General features: G+C 49.8%; 17 protein-coding genes and 1 tRNA gene. 4 read left to right on the top strand and 14 right to left on the bottom strand.

Annotated elements, in window-relative coordinates; genetic code table 11:
- Window positions 1–22: 22 nt before the first annotated feature.
- Both gap and AC0VZ8_RS01150 read right to left on the bottom strand, forming a co-directional pair.
- Window positions 23–1,027 (bottom strand): type I glyceraldehyde-3-phosphate dehydrogenase, encoded by a 1,005-nt coding sequence (gene gap / locus AC0VZ8_RS01155; RefSeq protein ID WP_071219497.1) that lies wholly within the window; start codon window positions 1,025–1,027, stop codon window positions 23–25.
- 100 nt (window positions 1,028–1,127) lie between these two features.
- Window positions 1,128–2,171 (bottom strand): sugar-binding transcriptional regulator, encoded by a 1,044-nt coding sequence (locus tag AC0VZ8_RS01150; RefSeq protein WP_071219496.1) that lies wholly within the window; start codon window positions 2,169–2,171, stop codon window positions 1,128–1,130.
- Between the two features lie 260 nt (window positions 2,172–2,431).
- Between AC0VZ8_RS01150 and AC0VZ8_RS01145 the strand changes: the two genes are divergently transcribed.
- Window positions 2,432–2,506: transfer RNA gene (locus AC0VZ8_RS01145), tRNA-Arg, on the top strand.
- Window positions 2,507–2,668: 162 nt separating this feature from the next.
- Window positions 2,669–3,265 carry an ATP-dependent Clp endopeptidase proteolytic subunit ClpP gene (clpP, locus tag AC0VZ8_RS01140; protein ID WP_006207581.1) on the top strand — a complete coding sequence of 199 codons (597 nt, stop codon included), beginning with the start codon at window positions 2,669–2,671 and terminating at the stop codon, window positions 3,263–3,265.
- 548 nt (window positions 3,266–3,813) lie between these two features.
- Here the strand turns inward: clpP and AC0VZ8_RS01135 are convergent.
- The 7 genes from AC0VZ8_RS01135 to AC0VZ8_RS01105 form a co-directional block, all read right to left on the bottom strand.
- Window positions 3,814–4,887, bottom strand: coding sequence for a PdaC/SigV domain-containing protein (locus AC0VZ8_RS01135; RefSeq protein WP_260068524.1), 1,074 nt, complete (start codon window positions 4,885–4,887; stop codon window positions 3,814–3,816).
- A gap of 220 nt (window positions 4,888–5,107) precedes the next feature.
- Window positions 5,108–5,278 carry a hypothetical protein gene (locus AC0VZ8_RS01130; protein WP_260068523.1) on the bottom strand — a complete coding sequence of 57 codons (171 nt, stop codon included), beginning with the start codon at window positions 5,276–5,278 and terminating at the stop codon, window positions 5,108–5,110.
- A gap of 231 nt (window positions 5,279–5,509) precedes the next feature.
- The gene (locus AC0VZ8_RS01125) at window positions 5,510–6,562 is read right to left on the bottom strand and encodes an ABC transporter substrate-binding protein (RefSeq protein ID WP_475485770.1); all 1,053 of its coding nucleotides are present in this window, start codon (window positions 6,560–6,562) and stop codon (window positions 5,510–5,512) included.
- A 59-nt stretch (window positions 6,563–6,621) separates the two neighbouring features.
- Window positions 6,622–7,383, bottom strand: coding sequence for an ABC transporter permease (locus AC0VZ8_RS01120; protein WP_475487624.1), 762 nt, complete (start codon window positions 7,381–7,383; stop codon window positions 6,622–6,624).
- A 45-nt stretch (window positions 7,384–7,428) separates the two neighbouring features.
- Window positions 7,429–8,277, bottom strand: a complete 849-nt coding sequence (locus tag AC0VZ8_RS01115; RefSeq protein ID WP_475485769.1) for an ABC transporter permease — start codon at window positions 8,275–8,277, stop codon at window positions 7,429–7,431.
- Window positions 8,274–9,245 (bottom strand): ABC transporter ATP-binding protein, encoded by a 972-nt coding sequence (locus AC0VZ8_RS01110; protein ID WP_475485768.1) that lies wholly within the window; start codon window positions 9,243–9,245, stop codon window positions 8,274–8,276. The genes AC0VZ8_RS01115 and AC0VZ8_RS01110 overlap by 4 nt, the downstream gene beginning before the upstream one ends.
- Before the next feature lie 402 nt (window positions 9,246–9,647).
- A complete protein-coding gene (locus tag AC0VZ8_RS01105; protein WP_475485767.1) occupies window positions 9,648–10,409 on the bottom strand; it encodes an SIMPL domain-containing protein in 762 nt (253 codons plus the stop codon).
- A gap of 325 nt (window positions 10,410–10,734) precedes the next feature.
- Here AC0VZ8_RS01105 and AC0VZ8_RS01100 point away from each other — a divergent pair, with 325 nt between their 5' ends.
- Window positions 10,735–12,123: an amino acid ABC transporter substrate-binding protein/permease gene (locus AC0VZ8_RS01100; RefSeq protein ID WP_235613061.1), complete on the top strand. Its 1,389-nt coding sequence runs from the start codon at window positions 10,735–10,737 to the stop codon at window positions 12,121–12,123.
- Window positions 12,116–12,844, top strand: a complete 729-nt coding sequence (locus AC0VZ8_RS01095) for an amino acid ABC transporter ATP-binding protein (RefSeq protein WP_071219487.1) — start codon at window positions 12,116–12,118, stop codon at window positions 12,842–12,844. The genes AC0VZ8_RS01100 and AC0VZ8_RS01095 overlap by 8 nt, the downstream gene beginning before the upstream one ends.
- Before the next feature lie 257 nt (window positions 12,845–13,101).
- Here the strand turns inward: AC0VZ8_RS01095 and AC0VZ8_RS01090 are convergent, their stop codons facing one another.
- The 5 genes from AC0VZ8_RS01090 to whiA all read right to left on the bottom strand — a co-directional run bounded on the left by AC0VZ8_RS01090 (window position 13,102) and on the right by whiA (window position 18,381).
- Complete coding sequence (locus tag AC0VZ8_RS01090) at window positions 13,102–14,178, bottom strand: HAMP domain-containing sensor histidine kinase (RefSeq protein ID WP_475485766.1); 1,077 nt, start codon at window positions 14,176–14,178, stop codon at window positions 13,102–13,104.
- Window positions 14,178–14,858 carry a response regulator transcription factor gene (locus AC0VZ8_RS01085; protein ID WP_071219485.1) on the bottom strand — a complete coding sequence of 227 codons (681 nt, stop codon included), beginning with the start codon at window positions 14,856–14,858 and terminating at the stop codon, window positions 14,178–14,180. The genes AC0VZ8_RS01090 and AC0VZ8_RS01085 overlap by 1 nt, the downstream gene beginning before the upstream one ends.
- 38 nt (window positions 14,859–14,896) lie before the next feature.
- Window positions 14,897–16,696 carry an ABC transporter ATP-binding protein gene (locus AC0VZ8_RS01080; RefSeq protein WP_475485765.1) on the bottom strand — a complete coding sequence of 600 codons (1,800 nt, stop codon included), beginning with the start codon at window positions 16,694–16,696 and terminating at the stop codon, window positions 14,897–14,899.
- A 383-nt stretch (window positions 16,697–17,079) separates the two neighbouring features.
- Complete coding sequence (locus tag AC0VZ8_RS01075; protein ID WP_006207570.1) at window positions 17,080–17,349, bottom strand: HPr family phosphocarrier protein; 270 nt, start codon at window positions 17,347–17,349, stop codon at window positions 17,080–17,082.
- Between the two features lie 102 nt (window positions 17,350–17,451).
- The gene (gene whiA, locus AC0VZ8_RS01070; RefSeq protein ID WP_071219483.1) at window positions 17,452–18,381 is read right to left on the bottom strand and encodes a DNA-binding protein WhiA; all 930 of its coding nucleotides are present in this window, start codon (window positions 18,379–18,381) and stop codon (window positions 17,452–17,454) included.
- Window positions 18,382–18,385: the final 4 nt, after the last annotated feature.

Below are 18,385 nucleotides of genomic sequence, written 5' to 3'. Positions count from 1 at the left end.
TTCGATTGTATGGCTAGATCAATTACAGACCTTTGCTTGCGATGTAAGCAGCGAGGTCAACGACACGGTTGGAGTAGCCCCACTCGTTGTCATACCAAGAAACAACTTTCACCATGTTGTCGCCAACTACCATAGTGGAGAGCGAATCGATAGTGGAAGAAGCTGGGTCGCCATTGTAGTCGCTGGATACAAGCGGCTCTTCGGAGTAGTTCAAGATGCCTTTCAGCGGGCCTTCAGCAGCTGCTTTCAGAGCTCCGTTAACATCTTCAAGGGTTACATTCTGGGACAGCTCAACTACGAGATCCGTTACAGAAACGTTCTTCGTAGGTACACGCATTGCCATACCGTTCAATTTGCCTTTCAATTGTGGCAGAACGAGGCTAACCGCTTTAGCAGCACCAGTTGTGGATGGAATGATGTTTTCAGCAGCTGCACGAGCACGACGCAGATCTTTGTGCGGAAGATCAAGCACTTGCTGGTCATTCGTGTAGGAGTGAACCGTAGTCATCATACCCTTAACGATACCGAATTTCTCGTCAAGAACTTTAGCGAAAGGAGCCAAGCAGTTTGTTGTACAAGAAGCGTTGGAGATTACAGTATGGTTAGCTGCATCGTATTTGTCTTCGTTAACGCCCATAACGATGGTGATATCTTCGTCAGTTGCTGGAGCGGAGATGATAACTTTCTTAGCGCCGCCTTTCAAGTGAGCGGAAGCTTTGTCTTTCGCTGTGAAAATACCAGTGGATTCTACAACGATTTCAACGCCGTGCTCAGCCCAAGGCAATGCTTCAGGGTTACGCTCAGCGAATACTTTCACTTCACGGCCGTTTACAACGAGTGCGCCTTCTTTAGCTTCAACCGTTGCATTAAGTCTTCCGTGAGTTGTGTCATATTTCAAAAGGTGTGCCAGCGTGCTTACGTCCGTCAAATCGTTGATTGCCACGATTTCAACTTCGCTGTTGTTCAGCGCAGCGCGGAACACGTTACGTCCAATACGTCCAAAACCGTTAATACCTACTTTAACCATGAGTAGTTCCCTCCATATTTGTAAAATTTATATATTCAAGATTGGCCGTTAAGCCAATCAAGACAACAATAAGGAAAAATCAGTGTGCACGCCCGTGGGTTCAAATCCCGGCGTCAATCTCCTTCTCGACTTCCAGTGCCGCGGCTTCATCGGTAACGAGAATATCCTCATGTCCGAATTTCAACACCGCGTGAATCGCCTTACCCTTGCCTTGACCCCCAGCAATGCCGATGATCGTCTCTGTCCGCATAATATCCTCAAGCCGCAGCCCGAGAGTAAGCATTTTGTGGACAACTTCACCATCTTCACTGAAGTAGTAGCCGAAGGATTCCGCAATCGCGCCATCTGCCTGCAAGTTCTGAATAGAGTTTTCATCCAGCTTGCGTCTTCTTGCCATCTCCATGGCATCTCCGATGCCGTGAATAATGACTCGGCAGCGCCTGATCACATCCACGATCTCCTGGATATGCTGATCCTGCACCAGAGACTGATAGGCATCCTCGCTTAGCAGATCCGGTACGTGAAGCAATCGGTACTCAGCTCCAACGCGCTTTGCCATCTTGGAAGCAATGGTGTTCGCTTGAATCTCCACGCTCTCCCCAAGACCGCCCCGCGCTGGCACAAACCAAGTGCTTGTCAGCGGTTCGCCGCCTGGCAAAGAGGACATCTGCTCGGCCACTTCGGCGAGCGTGGAGCCGCCGGTTACGGCAATCGTATCTCCATCTTGGACAAAACTTAGCAGCGTTCTTGCTCCGGCCCGGCCAAGCTCACGTTTGACTTCCGGAGATGACTCGCTGTCACCGGGAATAATGACCACTTTACGAAGCCCGTAAGCCTGACGAATCTTCTCTTCCAGTTCAACCAGTCCGAATAACTCATTCATGACCGGCTCCAGCTCCTCCAGCAAGCATATCCCTGAGCTGCTGATACGCATGCCAAGCGTTTCAATCTCGATCAGCCCTTGCGCTTTCAGAAGATCAGTCTCTGCTCTGAGAACACGCTCGGTCATCGAGAGTGATGAAGCCAATGTTCTTCGGCCAACAATTCCGGACAACTTGATCTGATGAAGGATGGTATACCTTCGTTTAAGAGTGTCCATCAGATCCGGCAGAAGCTGCTCTTGTATTTCTAATAGGTTACGCATGCATTCCACTCCTGCAAACTTCGTCTCGGCTCTTCTCTAGCTGGTCGTAAAATGTCCCAGTTGAACTTTTTAAGTCCCACCTTTATTCTAACCAATAATTATGCCGGTTGCAAGTGTCCGAAAGTATATTTCTCTGCCCCGGGCATTCTTATACATTATGGCCAAGTACTGGCTCGTCTATATAATAGGAACAAAGTTTTGTCTGCTATTGTATTTTTTAAATAGATGCGGTATAATCAACTTCGTTGCTAATTTTTTTTGCGCCCGTGGTCCAATGGATATGACGTAGGCCTCCGGAGCCTGAGATCGAGGTTCGATTCCTCGCGGGCGCGCCATTATAACTTTTATTCTCTATACTGATTACCCTAAAGCGCCCATGACGGCTCTTTTTTTTACCCAATAGTTTGACTATCTTTGACTTTTTGATTTAAATTGTTTATCATGTGGGTAATACGGTAACAGTATTTATATGAGGTACTTAAGAGGAGGTTTTCCACGTGAGTTTTATACCTATGGTCGTTGAACAAAGCAACCGCGGTGAGCGGGCGTACGACATCTATTCCAGATTGCTGAAAGACCGCATTATCTTCCTCGGCTCCGACGTAAATGACGTGGTCGCCAATTCCATCATTGCCCAAATGCTGTTCTTGTCGGCTGAGGATCCTGAGAAGGATATTCATCTTTACATCAACAGTCCTGGCGGTTCCATTACCGCAGGTATGGCGATATTCGATACGATGCAGTTCATTAAGCCGGACGTTTCGACGATCTGTGTCGGCATGGCTGCTTCCATGGGCGCATTCCTGCTCAACGCAGGCGCTAAAGGCAAACGTTACGGTCTGCCTAACAGCGAGATTATGATTCACCAGCCGCTCGGCGGCGCACAAGGTCAAGCCACGGATATTGAGATCCGTGCTCGCCGCATCCTCAAAATGCGCGATAAGCTGAACCGCATCCTGTCCGATCGCACTGGCCAACCGCTGGAGCGCATTGAGAAGGATACCGATCGCGACTACTTCATGACGGCTGACGAAGCCAAAGAATACGGTCTGATTGATCAAGTATTAGAGAATACACCACCGCAAGGCTTATAAAAAAAATGAAGTAAAGGGCAGGCGCCGTTATCCGGTGCCTGCCCTTTCTTATCCTCTGGATCATTGAAAACTTTGAGTACTAAATAGTGAGAGTATCCCCTCCGGTCGCTGTTGAAATCGGGAAACTGGAATGAATATGGATAACTGAGGTTTCCCGAGTTCAAAGGCGAACGCTTTGCTCCTTCAAGGATACTCTCACTTTGGTACGACCTTACCTATAAAAACTTAAAGACTAGCTCAAGACCATCCCCCTCCTAAAAGGCCTGCCTCTAACTTGTGGGGAGGGGAATAGAGGAAAGCCCGGGCAGGGTTCCTTTGCACGGGCAATCGGATTGCGTAAAGCCTAATAATGCACGGAGGCGAACCTCTAGGTAAACGAAAAACCCCCTGATCGCAGGTAAGGAGAATACACGCTCCACACTCAAATGATCAAGGGATTTTCGTAACTCGTTCCAGTACAGTGTTACATTAGGACAACATCATGTTTCTAACAAGCTATAGTATGAAAATAAATGATTGCAGTTTACACAAACCGCTACCGTATGCTCTTACTTCCACTCTTTCAGCTTCAACTCAAACTCCGGAAATCCATAGGCATACGCGGTGTACTCATAAAGCTGGAAGTACAGCACCGCAGCATTATCCTTCACATAAAAATCAGCATCGGCAGGCACGCCTTCAAATCCGCCGAGGTAGCCTCCTTCTTTTTTCAGCTTGTTCAGCACAAGGTTGTTCAGCTTCTGTTTGTTCTTGCCCTGCATGTTTATGAAATCGCCCAGCTTCATCTGCTTGCCATCCTTCAAGGAGAACGTGAAGCTTTTACGGAAGGTCATGCCATGGGCGCCACCCGTGTAGGAATAATCGTATGCTGTAATGCTCAGGATATCATTCTGGTTATAATGGACCACGAAATCCCCACTGAACTCGTAAGGGAAACTGGATTCCGATGGCGGGAATTCCTCAGCATTCCCTTCGGCACCGGTGATTACGCCGGACGCATTTTCCTTCAGTACTTTATTGATCTCGGCTTGCGCCTCCGCATTTGCAAGTCCACTGATTACAGGATAGTTCACAACGGCATCCACGCCCTGAATCTTTTTCTTCAGCGTAGCCGATTTGATCGTAATGTCGTTCTGTTTCTTCTGCGTCATGCTGAGTGTTTTCACGGAAGAGTTCCATTGTCCCTGAACACCCATGTATTCGCTGACCGTTTTGAATGGCACATACAGACGACCATTAATGATCTGTCCCCCAGGCTCGCCGGCATACGAACCGTTCACCAGAATACCGATTTCAGTTGAATCATATACGATGGCACTCAGTTTGTTATAACCGTTGCCCAGTGTATACGTACGTTTTTTTGCATCATATTTAAGAGGCATTCCCAGGCCGTCCCGCAAAGCGGTTGCCGGCACATAAGTTACCCCGTGCAGCACGAGACCTTTCTGTGACAGGGTCTTGCCATTCCATTTCAGTACGACTTCATTCTTCGACGATTTTTGGCTGGCGGAAACGGGTGCCTTAGCGGCGCTTGCATCGATGACCTGTCCGCTCAAACCCAGACCGCCAAGCAGGACGCTAGTTGCAATTAATGATGCACATACACGTAATTTAGGATTCATATCAGAATTCCACCTTTGTTAAATTAAGTTTCCGTTAGTTGTTAATCTATTACCCTTAATCATTATAAGGAAAGCTTTCAATGTATTGGTAACAAAGTCAATGACAATTTTGATTCCATGCCTCGGGACCTATACGTTCGTTTAATCCTTCTGCATGAATGCTTTTACGCTTAGAAATACACCGAACAAGAGAGCGCATGTACCCGCAAGCAGCAGCAATTCACTGCCTTGAACAACGTAAGCTAGAAGAATCAAACCGATGGCAACGAGGGCTGTGAATACTCAATAACAGCAGATACAGCGCGCTTTTCCTGAAGATGTTCAGAAACAACACCGCTGCTGCGACGGCAACGATTCCTGCAATAACCAACAAGCCCATCACATCGCTCAAGCCGCTTTCTCCTTTTCCTGATTAAACGTATCGAAACCTGGTTTTAGTTATTTGCGTCCTCCTTTATATATAACAACGAAACGGGCCACGAAGTTGTGGTTTGATTCATATAAATCGGCTATTTCTTCCTATTCCGGGACTAAGGGCCTATTCTTTACAAACAAAAAAGAGCCTGCCCCCAATGGGACAGACTCTTTTTATTACAAAAATATGAAAATGCAAGCCCTATAATTAACGACCGCTCTTCAGTTCAGTCCATAAACGATCATAGATCGAGAGCGAGTCACCGACATTATCTAGCCATTCGGTACGGCCCAGCTCTTCATCTGTCAGGTTGATCATCGTATTGGCGCGGTATTCCTCGCTATGGAATTCCATCGCTTTGGTGTTCGGATTGCTGTATCCGATAAATTCATAGTTTTTGGCGCTGACCTCAGGCTCCATCATGAAATTGATGAATTTCTCGGCCAGCTCTTTATTCTTGGCACCCTTAGGAATCGCGTAGTTATCAGAGAAGATGGTAGCCCCTTCTTCTGGCACGACATACGCCACATCCGGATTCTCCGCAGCAATAAAGGCGGCATCTCCGGACCATACCGTAGCAATCCAGCCTTCTTCTTGGATCATCTTCTGCTTGATGTTATCCGTATCAAACGCTAGCACATTCGGCAGCAGGGTCTTCAGCTCATCCGCAGCTGCGATGATTTCCGCTTCATCTGTGCTGCTGTTGGACTTCCCTTGCTTCTTAAGCGCCATGCCGATCATTTCACGGTTGTCGTCCAGAAGCAGGACTTTACCCTTGTATTCCGGGTTCCAGAGATCTTCCCAGCTGTTGATCTCATCCTTCACATACTTCTTGTTATATGCAATTCCCGTTACACCGGACGTGTAGACAATCGAATATTTATTGCCCGGGTCATAAGAAGGATCTTTGAAAGTATCTGTTAGATTGGCGAAGTTCGGGATATTATTCATGTCAAGCGGCTCAAGCAGCTCCGATTCAATCATCGTTTTGACCATATAATCGGACGGCTGAATGAGGTCATACCCACTGCCGCCAGCCTTGATTTTAGCCAGCAGATCTTCATTGTTTGCGTAATTGTCGTAGGTTACCTTTACGTCGAACTTCTCTTCGAAGTCCTTCAGCACCTCGGGATCAAAGTTATCCGCCCAACTGTAAATGTGAAGCGTCTCTTTATCCGAGCCGCAACCGGCCAAGAGTCCTACAGACAATACCGCAACCATGCCTGCCGTCAGCAGGCGGGTCCATCTTGATTTTTTCAATTCAATATCTCCTCTCTTTCCACTTCCATGTTTTATTTCGAAAAAAGCAGTACCTATGCTTAGATCGGTAATGTTTTATGTTTCTTTTCCCCGTTGCCGCGGTTAAGAATATATTGCGCTAACAGAATCAGCGTGATGCTGACCAGAACGAGCAGCGTACACAGCGCGTTAATCTCTGGCGAGATGCCGCGCTTCACTTGAGCGTAAATATAGATCGGCAGCGTCGTTGAGCTGGGGCCGGCAACAAAAAAGCTGACCATAAAGTCATCCAATGACAGCGTAAAAGCAATCAAGGCGCCGGAGATAATGCCCGGTGCAATCTGCGGCAATGTAACATGCCGGAACGTCTGCCAAGGCGTAGCGCCCAAATCCTGGGCCGCCTCATCCAGCTGTTTGCCCATGCCCGACAGTCTGGCCGTCACTACGACATACACATACGACAGGCTGAACGTAATATGGGCGATGATCACCGTCGTCTTGCCAAGCGGCATATTCAGTTGACTGAACAATACCAGCAGTGACAGCCCCATAATAATATCCGGGATAATGACCGGCAGATACAGCAGCCCGTTCATGCCGCTGCGACCTCGGCGTCCCAGATTCCGAAGCGAGAGCGCCGCCGCAGTTCCGAGCAGGGTAGAAATGATCGTCGATATGACCGCCACCGTTAAACTGTTCATCAGCGCTTCCATCACGTGCCGGTTCTCGAATAGCGACACATACCAATCCAATGTAAATCCTTCCCAGTTGCCGCTAAGCCGCGTGTTATTAAAGGAATAGATGATGATCATGATGATCGGTACATAGATGAAAGCCATCATAAGGAAAGAGTGAATCCCAAGCAGCGGGTGATTCTTCTTCTTCACTTATCTCCCCTCCCCTACGCGTTGATGGCGGGCTTGCATCGCCCGGTTAAAGAGCAGGATCAGCACCAGGGACGTAATCACGAAGATCACCGATAACGCCGCTCCAAAGGGCCAGTTGCGCGCACCCAGGAACTGCTGCTGAATGATATTACTGATCATGGAGGACTTCGCGCCTCCCAAAATATCCGTAACTACAAACATTCCGGATGTCGAGACATAGACCAGAACCGCTCCCGTCATGATGCCGGATTTGCTCTGCGGCAAGGTAATGTGCCGGAATGCTTTCCACCTGGAAGCGCCCAGATCGCTGGCCGCATCCAGCAGACGCCTATCCATCTGTTCCAGAGCCACGTAGATCGGCAGCACCATGAATGGAATGAAGTTATACACCATTCCGAGCAGCACGGCGCCGTACGTATACAGCATCTGAATCGGCTCGTCGATCCATCCCATCCACAGCAGCAGGCTGTTCACCACGCCTTGGGTCCGAAGCAGCAGGACCCAGGCATAGGTGCGGATCAAAAAGTTGATCCAGAACGGGACCGTGATCAGAATTAATCCCCAGGTTTGGATACGCGGGGAAGCGTTGGCTATATAATAGGCCAAAGGATAGCTGACTAACAAGCAGATTACCGTAGTCAGCAGCGACAGTACCAAGGTATCCCAGTAGATCCCTAAATATAATGGATCGAAGAAGGTCTTGTATCCTTCCAAACTGAAGGAAAACACGATATTCCCCAGCGAATCCCGCGAGAGAAAGGAGATGCCGACCACGATTAGCATCGGAACGATCAGAAACAGGGATAACCACAGCAGGACCGGAGTCAACAGGAACCTTGATTTCCTCATGATCCGATGATCACCTCATCTTTGGCGTTCCAGTTCACCCCAACCCGTTCGCCAACCTCCCATGGCTGATCATCCGAGATATCGAGGGCAATCATGACCTTCATCGGTTCATCATCCAATTGGACCAGCAGTTTATGAACACTGCCGAGGTACTGCACATCCTCAATCACGCCGTTCTTCTTGGCACCCGATTCCCGCTGGGGAATGAGTTTCTCTGGCCGTACGGCAAAGAGACCCTCTGGCGAAGAAAAAACGTTATTCTCCCCTACAAACGTAGCGGCAAACAGCGTTTGCGGTCTTGCATAGATCTCGCGCGGCGTACCGATTTGCTCTACCCGTCCATGGTTCATGATGACGATCCGGTCGGAGAGCATCATGGCTTCCTCTTGGTCGTGCGTTACATATACAAACGTTATCCCGAGCGTTCGCTGCAAATGCTTGAGCTCGGACTGCAGATTCTTCCGCAGCTGCAGATCCAGTGCGCCAAGCGGTTCATCCAGCAGCAGCACCTTCGGTTTGTTGGCAATGGCGCGGGCGATGGCCACGCGCTGCTGCTGTCCGCCGGACAGCTGGTGCGGGAAGCGTTCCCGCAGGGCGGTGAGCTGCGTCATGGCAACGGCCTCGTCCACCCGCTCCTTGATGAGTTGGCGCGGCATTTTTTTCATTTTCAGCCCAAAAGCGATATTATCTTCTACGGTCATATGCGGAAACAGAGCATAGTGTTGGAATACCAGATTCAAATCCCGCTTGTTCGCAGGTATTTCCGTCACATTCTGACCCGCCAGCCAGACCTGTCCTTTGGTTGGCTGTTCGAATCCTGCTATCATTCGGAGAATCGTCGTTTTGCCGCAGCCGCTGGGGCCCAGCAAAGTCAGGAATTCCCCTTCTTTAATGGAGAGCGACAGCGGATGCACGACCGCTTGTCCCTGAAAATGCTTCTCGATCTGGACAAGTTCAATCACATGCATCAACCCCTTCTTCAAAATGTGACCTGTTCCATGTGTACATTCCTGCTAACAGTATGCACAAAAACGTTCCCCACTAAGAAGAAACGGTCCTACTGCCTGTTGTGCTCAGGTTGGCAGAATCCGTTTCTTAAAGGTGGAGGATGCTAGAAGTCTCGACTAAGAAAAAAAAGCCATATCCATGGGTATGGCTGTAACGTTCAGATCAAAGTTCAGTTTTTCGCATATTCACTATACCTTGTTTTCCCCCTATACACAACACTTTTCTGTGTATTTCGACAGGGGAAGGGACGGATGTGGGCCCTGATTATGGTATTTCATTTTTCAAATAAGGATACACAAAAAACCGTCCACCCGGTAAGATCCGGATGAACGGTTCTCTGCATGCTGAGTCGAAAACAACAACTACTTCAGCTCATATTGCACGTACAGCTGCGTTGAGATTTTGATTTCGCCCGGCTTCACGGATGTGTTTGCACCCGCGTCCGCTGCTGTGGATTGTGCTTCCATCGCCATTTTTTCGAGGCCATAGATGGTATCTACACCAACAGAACCTTCCACAATGTTCAGCACGATGCCCAACTGACGCTTGGAGGCTTTTGCCATCGCCTGAGCTTTCAGGTCTGCATTCGCCATCGCCTTATCAATCACTTGGGCCTCGAACGCATCGCGGTTCTCCACTGAGAAACGTGCGTTTCCAATGGAATTGGCGCCGGCATCGGACGCTGCATCAAGCAAATCGCCGACTTTGTTCAAGTCGCGAAGCGTGACTTCCAGGGAATGATACGCCGAATAGTTTTTCACTTTACGTCCATTATCATCAGAGTACGTATAGTTAGGCTGTACATAGAACTGCTCGGTTTTGATATCCTTGTCATCGATCTTCCAGGTTTCTTTCAACAGCTTCGTAATTTTATCCATTTTCTGTGCGTTGCTCTTCTGTGCGGATTTTGCGGTTTCCGCATATGATTCAGCCCCGATGGAAAGATATACGATATCTGGCTTCACCGAGATCTCGCCTTTACCGAGTACGGTTAGAAGGTTTTGCTGTGCTGCCTCCGCCGCATGCACCTCGGTTGCCCCGCTCAATCCTACTACAGCCGTACTTCCAGTCAACAGTGCACCTGCAATCATGATGGAACCTACTTGTTTGACCCATCTTTTCATTATTGTCAGCCTCCTTCAATATTGGCATCGCTGCCATGCTTGCCTTACCCTTCTAACGTGAGGGCATTGGTAAATGTTGCATCCGAATTGAAGCGTTTTGAATTTTTCTTCAACTTATGTTGATACGCTCCATTTAATTGGTATATCTAGGCATGATTGGTTGATTAGCAAAATAAGATACCCAATGAAGAAGACGGCAGCTGTTTAATAAGGAAGCCTTAATGGGTAACTAACTTACATCGGTGTTTAAAAAGAGGAGGTCACTATGAAATCATTCCGGATGTTATACGCGTTCATGTCACTGCTGATACTCATGGCAGCGGGCATGCCATACGGGGCGGCAAGCGCCGCGGCAGAGCCAGCCTCCGGTAAAACCTATCAGATCGGAACGGACATTACGTTTGCCCCGTTTGAATTCCAGGATGCAAGCGGCAAATTTGTCGGTATCGACATGGATCTGCTGGATGCGATCGCAAAAGATCAGAATTTCAAATATGAGATCAAGCCGCTCGGCTTCAATGCGGCGGTTCAGGCGCTGGAAGCCAATCAGGTCGATGGAGTCATTGCCGGCATGAGCATCACGGAAGAGCGGAAGCAGAAATTCGATTTTTCCGATCCTTATTTTGAATCAGGTGTGGTCATGGCCATTCGCCAGGATCAGGAGTCTATTAAAGGGTACGAGGATTTAAAAGGAAAAAAAGTCGCTGTCAAAACCGGTACGGAGGGCTACAGCTTTGCCGAATCCATATCCTCCAAATACGGATTCACCATCGTGCCTTTTGACGATTCGGCCCAGATGTATGACGATGTAAGGACCGGCAATTCCGTTGCCTGTTTTGACGACTTCCCCGTGCTGGCATACGGAGTCGAGCAGAACAATGGACTGAAGATCGTTACGGATATGGAGCCAGGTGCCTCCTACGGATTTGCCGTCGGCAAGGGACGGAACCAGGAGCTTCTGGAGAAATTCAATGCCGGCTTGATCAACCTGAAGGCAAGCGGAGAGTACGATCGCATTAAAGCAAAATACATTGGCGAAAATGCCGTGGGCGCGGCGAATCAAAGCCGCTGGGAGCTAATCGTGGAGTCGCTGCCTTCGTTGCTGAAGGGCCTTGGCAATACGCTGCTGTTGACCATCGTATCGCTGTTCTTTGCGTTTTTCCTAGGGTTGATATTCGGTTTTATGAAGGTCGGACGCAATAAATGGCTCCGAGGCATCGCAACAGTATTCGTGGATATTTTCCGCGGCATACCGCTGCTGGTCCTTGCCTTCTTCATCTATTTCGGTATTCCGCAAGCGCTCGGGTTCACGATGTCGCCGATCGTGGCAGCTGTCCTGACACTTAGCCTGAATGCCGGTGCCTATGTCACGGAAATTATCCGGGGCGGTATCCAATCCATTGACCCTGGACAACTGGAGGCTGCCCGCTCGCTCGGTCTGCCATACCGTAAAGCCATGATGAAAATCATCATTCCCCAGGCAATCAAAGTCATGATTCCGACCTTTATTAACCAACTGGTGATCACGCTCAAGGATACGTCGATCCTGTCGGTAATCGGCCTGGTCGAGCTGACCCAATCCGGGAAAATCATCATCGCAAGAACATTCGCTTCGTTTGATATTTGGCTCGTGGTCGCCATCATGTATCTGGTCGTGATTACTATTCTGACTAAAATTTCGGGCCGTCTGGAAGGGAAGGTGCGTCATGGATAAAATCCGCGTAGAAGGACTGAAGAAGAATTTTGGAACGAACGAGGTGCTGAAGGGCATTGACATGCAGGTTCAGGAAGGCGAGGTTGTCTGTGTCATCGGGCCCTCGGGCTCCGGCAAAAGCACCTTCCTGCGCTGCATCAACCGACTGGAGGACATTACGGCAGGCAGGGTGTTCGTACATGACAAGGATATCAATGACCCTAAAACGGACATCAACAAGGCGCGTGAGAACATCGGCATGGTGTTCCAGCACTTTAATCTGTTCCCCCACTTCAATGTGCTGAAGAACATCACATTTGCCCCGGTCGAACTGGGCAAGCAGAGCGCCTCCGAGGCGCGTGCCACGGGGCTGAAGCTGCTGGAGCAAGTAGGCCTCTCGGATAAGGCGGAAGCCTTCCCCAGCCAGCTGTCGGGCGGGCAGAAACAGCGTGTCGCGATCGCCCGGGCCTTGGCGATGAATCCGGACATCATGCTGTTTGACGAGCCGACATCGGCGCTGGACCCCGAGATGGTCGGCGAAGTGCTCGGCGTGATGAAGGATCTCGCGCGCGAAGGCATGACGATGATGATCGTCACGCATGAGATGGGCTTTGCCCGCGAGGTTGCGGACCGGGTGATTTTCATGGATGGCGGGTATATCGTAGAGGAAGGCCCGCCGGAGGAAGTGTTCGGCAGACCGAAGCATGAGCGTACGATCAGCTTTTTGGAGAAGGTGCTGTAATGGTGCAGCTAACCTACCTGTAGCAACCGTTGCCGTATGGATGCACGTACCTTGCGGGTTGCTCCCTGTGCGCACTGCTTCCTATGCGCACGGTGCGTGGCCGAGGTGCGTCGACGCCGATCATCTTGCAGCAACCATTATTACACCGCGCGGGGAAGGTGCTTCATTCGGCAAATAAGGTCCTTGGTGTCCGTTACATTCGCAAGATTACCGAGGAAATGCTTTATGTCTTATGTCCAACCTTCACCGCACGATCACTACTTCGTATCCAGTGATCGCTTATACGGCACCTTCACGGTAAATGCCGAGCCTTTCCCAAGCTCGGATTGGACCGTAATATTCCCTTGATGAATATCGACGATCCGCTTCACGATCGATAATCCAAGCCCGCTGCCCCCCGCAGCGCGGTTACGCGATTTGTCCGCTTTGTAAAAGCGTTCGAATATATGCAGCTGGTCCGACTCCGACATCCCGACCCCCGTATCCGTCATCGTAACCTCGGCTCCGTCCTCCCCTGCTTTCAGCACGATGGTGATCATACCGCCTTCCGGCGTGAATTTGATGCTGTTGTGCAGCAAGTTGGTCCACACTTGACTCAGCAGATCCTCTGTGGCCTCAATCTCTACCTTTGCGAGATCCAGATCCACCTGAATCCGTTTCGCCAGCCACTGCGGCTCATGCGCCAAGACGACCGCACGCAGCTGCCCGTCGAGCCGGTAACGAGCCCTTTCGAATGCCGGTTGCTCTCCTTCCAGGGATGACAGCTTTAACAGATTGTCACTCAGCTGCGACAAGCGGCGGCTCTCTCCTTCGATGATCTCCAGGTAACGGGCTCTCTTCTCCTCCGTGAGGCGGGGATTTCGGAGCGCCCTTGCAAACCCCCGAATCGAAGTAAGCGGGGATTGAATTTCATGGGACACATTGGAGATGAAATCCTGACGCATGGTCTCCATCCGCCCCAATTCGCCGGCCATGTCGTTAATGCTGCTGGCGATCATCTTGAACTCCCCGCGCCATTCATTTTCGTTCATCTTTACCTTGAAGTCTCCCTGCGATATCCGGCGCATGGCATCCGTAATGGAATTCAGCATGGCCATTTGCCGATGCTTGAAGAACATGCCCACGACCAGCATGCATAGGAAGAAGATGATGACGCCAACAAACAAGTTGATCAGCTGGATGACATAATCCCAACGCGGCGTTCCCGTCCAGGTGTAAATAAACCGCGTCACATAGGTCGCCGCCGTCCATGACGCACCTAATACCGCAAAGACCAAGATGGTCTGAAGCGTTTCCCGAACGATCTTCCACAATATTTTGCGCGTTTTCTTCATTAACCTTCACCTGCCTCCAGGCGGTAACCCAGACCGCGCACCGTTCGAATCCTGAACCGGTATTTCTCCTCCGGGAACCGCTCCCGCAGCCGATTCACGTGGACATCCAGCGTCCGTTCGTTCCCTTCAAAGTCATATCCCCATATATCTTCGATCAGCCTGTCGCGCGGCAACGTGCTCCCCGGATAACTGGCCAGCTTGAAGAGCAGCTCAAACTCCTTCAGCGGCAGGGTAAAAGCCTCATCACCCGCCTTGACCTCATAGGTTCTGCGGTTCATCTGCAGCTTGCCGATGGTCACCGTCTGCGATGCGGCTACCTGATACCGCTTCAGCAGCGCTTTGACGCGCACAACAAGCTCCGCTGGTTCGAAGGGCTTCACCAGATAATCGTCGGTACCCAGCTCAAAACCCTTCACGATCTGCCTCGTTTCCCCTTTTGCCGTCAGCATCAGCACCGGAATACCGGTGTTCCTCCGGATCTCCCGGCACAGCTCCCATCCGTCCATATTCGGCATCATGATATCCATCACGACCAGATCGACGGATGTCTGTTCCATGACGGACAAGGCCTCGACGCCATCCGAGGCTTCGAATACCCCTTCCATCCCCGCTTCCTCCAGAAACACCTTTATGAGTTCGCGGATATTCGGGTCGTCGTCCACTACCAATATTTTTGCCATGGTGGCCATCCCTTCTTCCCCAGCATTTCAAGGCACCCTTAGGCCTCAATCGTTTCATTCATCTGCAGCTGCTGCACGGCAAACTCTCTGTACATGTCATGCTGCTCAATCAATTCATCATGCGTTCCCCGTCCGGTTACCGTTCCTTTTTCAATGAAAATAATCTGATTCGCTCCTACAACCGTGGATAACCGGTGCGCAATAATAATCGTCGTCCGGCCAGCCATCAGGTTCTTGAGGGCCTTCTGCACTTCAATCTCGGAACGGCTGTCCAGACTGGAGGTGGCTTCGTCCAGCATCAGAATCTTCGGATCCCGCAGCAAGGCTCTGGCTATGGCAATCCGCTGCCGCTGACCGCCGGAGAGCTTCACGCCCCGTTCGCCCACATCCGTATCAAAACCATGCGGCAGCTCGTCGATAAATCCATCTGCATAGGCCATTTCTGCCGCTCTTCGGATCTCCCCATCGCTCACTTCCCGGTCCATCCCATAACATAAGTTGTCGCGAATGGTTCCCGCGATCATTGGACTATCCTGTGAGACATAACCAATCAACCCGCGCCATGAGCGTAGAGAGAACGTATCAATCGCCGTCTTACCCAATCGGATCTGTCCTTTTTGCGGTAGGTAAAAACGCTCAAGCATGGAGAACAGCGTCGTTTTGCCTCCGCCACTCGGTCCAACCACTGCCGTGACCGTGCCCGGCTCCATCTGAAAGCTGATATCATGCAGTACCAGCTCATCCGGTTTGTAACCAAACGACAGATTCTCGATAGACACCCGCTGATTCGCGTTCACCACATCGCTACCTTCCGAAATGGACTCTTCCTCTGCATCCAGTGTTTCCAATATTCGCTCGGTTGCTCCTTTGGCCTTCTGAAACTGGGTAAAAAACGTCGTTAACTGCGTCATCGGCATCACGATCTGAATCAGATACAGGATAAACGCAACCAGCTCGCCGGCGGTCAATGCCCCTGTGGATACCTGAAGTCCGCCATACCCGATGACCACCACCAGCAGCATCATCAGCACGAAAGACATCAGCGGTGCAATCCAGGCGGATACTACGCCTTCCTTGATCCCGAAATTCAGCAGATTGGTGATCCCTTTATGCCCATTCTCATACTCTCTGTCCTCAGCGTTTGATGCTTTCACCAAACGAATCTCCGACAGCACCTGACTGATATTCGCCGTAAACGTAGCCGTCTCATCCTGCATGCCAAGCGAGATTTTATACATTTTCTTGCCAAGAGGCACAAGAATCAGCGCTGCAATCGGAATGACGATAAACATCGTCAGTGTCATCTTCCAGTTTAGATAGAGGAGCACCCCAATGGAACCGACGATAGAAATAATCCCGCTAAAAAATCCGGCCACATGGTCCGATATGAGACTTTTGATCACTCCTGTATCATTCGTCATCCGGCTGACCGATTCCCCTGAACGATTATGATCGAAGTAGCGGATCGGCAGCACCAGGAGCTTTTTCCACAGCCGTTCCCTAAGGGCGGCCACCATCTTCTGTCCCGTATAACTCAGCAAAAAGATCGAAACCCCTGAGGCTATCGTCTGCACCACAAATGCGATCCCAAGTCCGATGATATGGGAGCGGTTCATATCCGTTAAGGAGAAGCCATCCACCAGGCTCTTTGTAAACATCGGAATGACTAGCCCGACCAGGGTTGATACCACATTCAGCAAGATGGCTCCAATCAGCAGCAGCATCGGCGGTTTCGTTTCTTTTAACAGCCGGAAGAAGGCCTGCGAACCCGCTTTGCTGCTGCCGGCCTGCCTTTCCTGAGCTATTTCCTGTATCGAAGTATGGTCCGTTTCTCTCATCGTTTTCTCTTCCCTTCCATCCTTGTTTATTGTCTGTAAGGAAAGAATAGTTCAACAAGTTAAACTGAAGTTAAACGAAGGCTTATTTCTAGAGAAACAACCTAAAATGACCCCACCAAATGGAGCCTAAGCTACGATCTTATTCCAACTACTTTGCGGGGACCCCCAATATTCCAATATAGTAATAAGCCATCTAAGCATGCCCCGGACCACGCAGCAGCAGTGCGCACGATGTACAAAAAGAGCGGATTTCTCCGCCCCTTCTCGAAATCTATCCATATGTACGCACGAAAACCAAGCGAGAATCCAGCAACAGAAGGCCTTGATAGCAAAAAAAGCCTTGCAGTAACAAGACTTTTCTTAAACTTCAATCACGGTGACCCTTATTGGTTCTCGAGTTCCTCTTTGCTCACCAAGTTCACGAGTGAAGTAACCGCTTGCTCCGCGTCGGCTCCCTCAGCACTAATGTAAACTTCCGTACCAGAGCTGATCGCAAGGCTCATAATTCCCATGATACTTTTGGCATTAACTTTTTTATCATCTTTTTCAACGAAGATTTCAGATGAGTATTTATTCGCTTCCTGAACGAACAGCGCGGCCGGTCTGGCGTGAAGACCCGTCTTTAACCGAACGACTACCGGGTGCTTTGTCATGAAAATTACCCCCTATCTAATAAATCTGCTGCATTGAAAGCGCGATTGACATTTTATAATATTATACCATTTTACCATACAGGACACTAGAAGAAAAAATTCTTACCCATTCCGAATCTTTTCGGCCAATTCGTCGATTTTGCGCAGGCGGTGATTAACGCCGGATTTGCTGACGGTTCCTTTAAGAAGCTCGCCGACTTCCTTCAGATTCATGTCCGGATGAGCCAGTCGAATTTCAGCCACTTCCCGCAGTTTATCGGGCAAATTCTCAAGACCCATTTCCTTTTGGAGCAGCTTAATGTTCTCAATCTGACGGACGGCAGCGCCGATCGTTTTGTTCAGGTTGGCGGTCTCGCAGTTTACGATCCGGTTCACCGAATTCCGCATATCCCGCATAATCCGGACATCCTCGAACTTGAATAATGCCTGGTGGGCACCGATCAGATTAAGGAACTCGATGATTTTCTCGCCTTCCTTAATGTAGAAGATAAAGCCTTTCTTCCGCTCGATGCAGCGTGCGTTCAGATGAAACTCATTCGCCAGATCCACCAGGGACTGGCAGTGCTCTTCATACATTGAGGCAATTTCCAGATGGTATGAAGACCCCTCCGGATTGTTCACGGATCCGCCAGCCATAAAGGCACCGCGCAAATAGGCGCGTTTACAGCAATTTTTGCGAACGATTTGTTCATCAATCCGCGATTGAAACAGAAAGCCCTCGGAAACGATGCGCAGTTCTTTAAGTATCTCCTGAACCTGGGCGGGAATACGAACGATATATACGTTATTCTTCTTCAAACGCATTTTTTTACGCACCAAAAGTTCGGTATGTGCCTGGAAATGCCTCTTAATTAAGGAATAAATACGTCTTGCAATCGCGGCATTTTCCGTTGAAATATCCAGGATTACCTTTTTGTTCGAAAGCTGAACAGAACCGTTCATCCGAATGAGCGCGGACAGCTCGGCTTTTTCACAGCAGTTCTGGCTTTCGATCATTGTCAGTTCTTTCTTCGTCTGTGCCGCAAAGGACAAGGTA

Source organism: Paenibacillus sp. QJM3NY_38 (assembly GCF_056173265.1).
The sequence above is the reverse complement of the archived record's forward strand: the minus strand, read 5'-3'. Positions and strand labels throughout refer to the sequence as shown.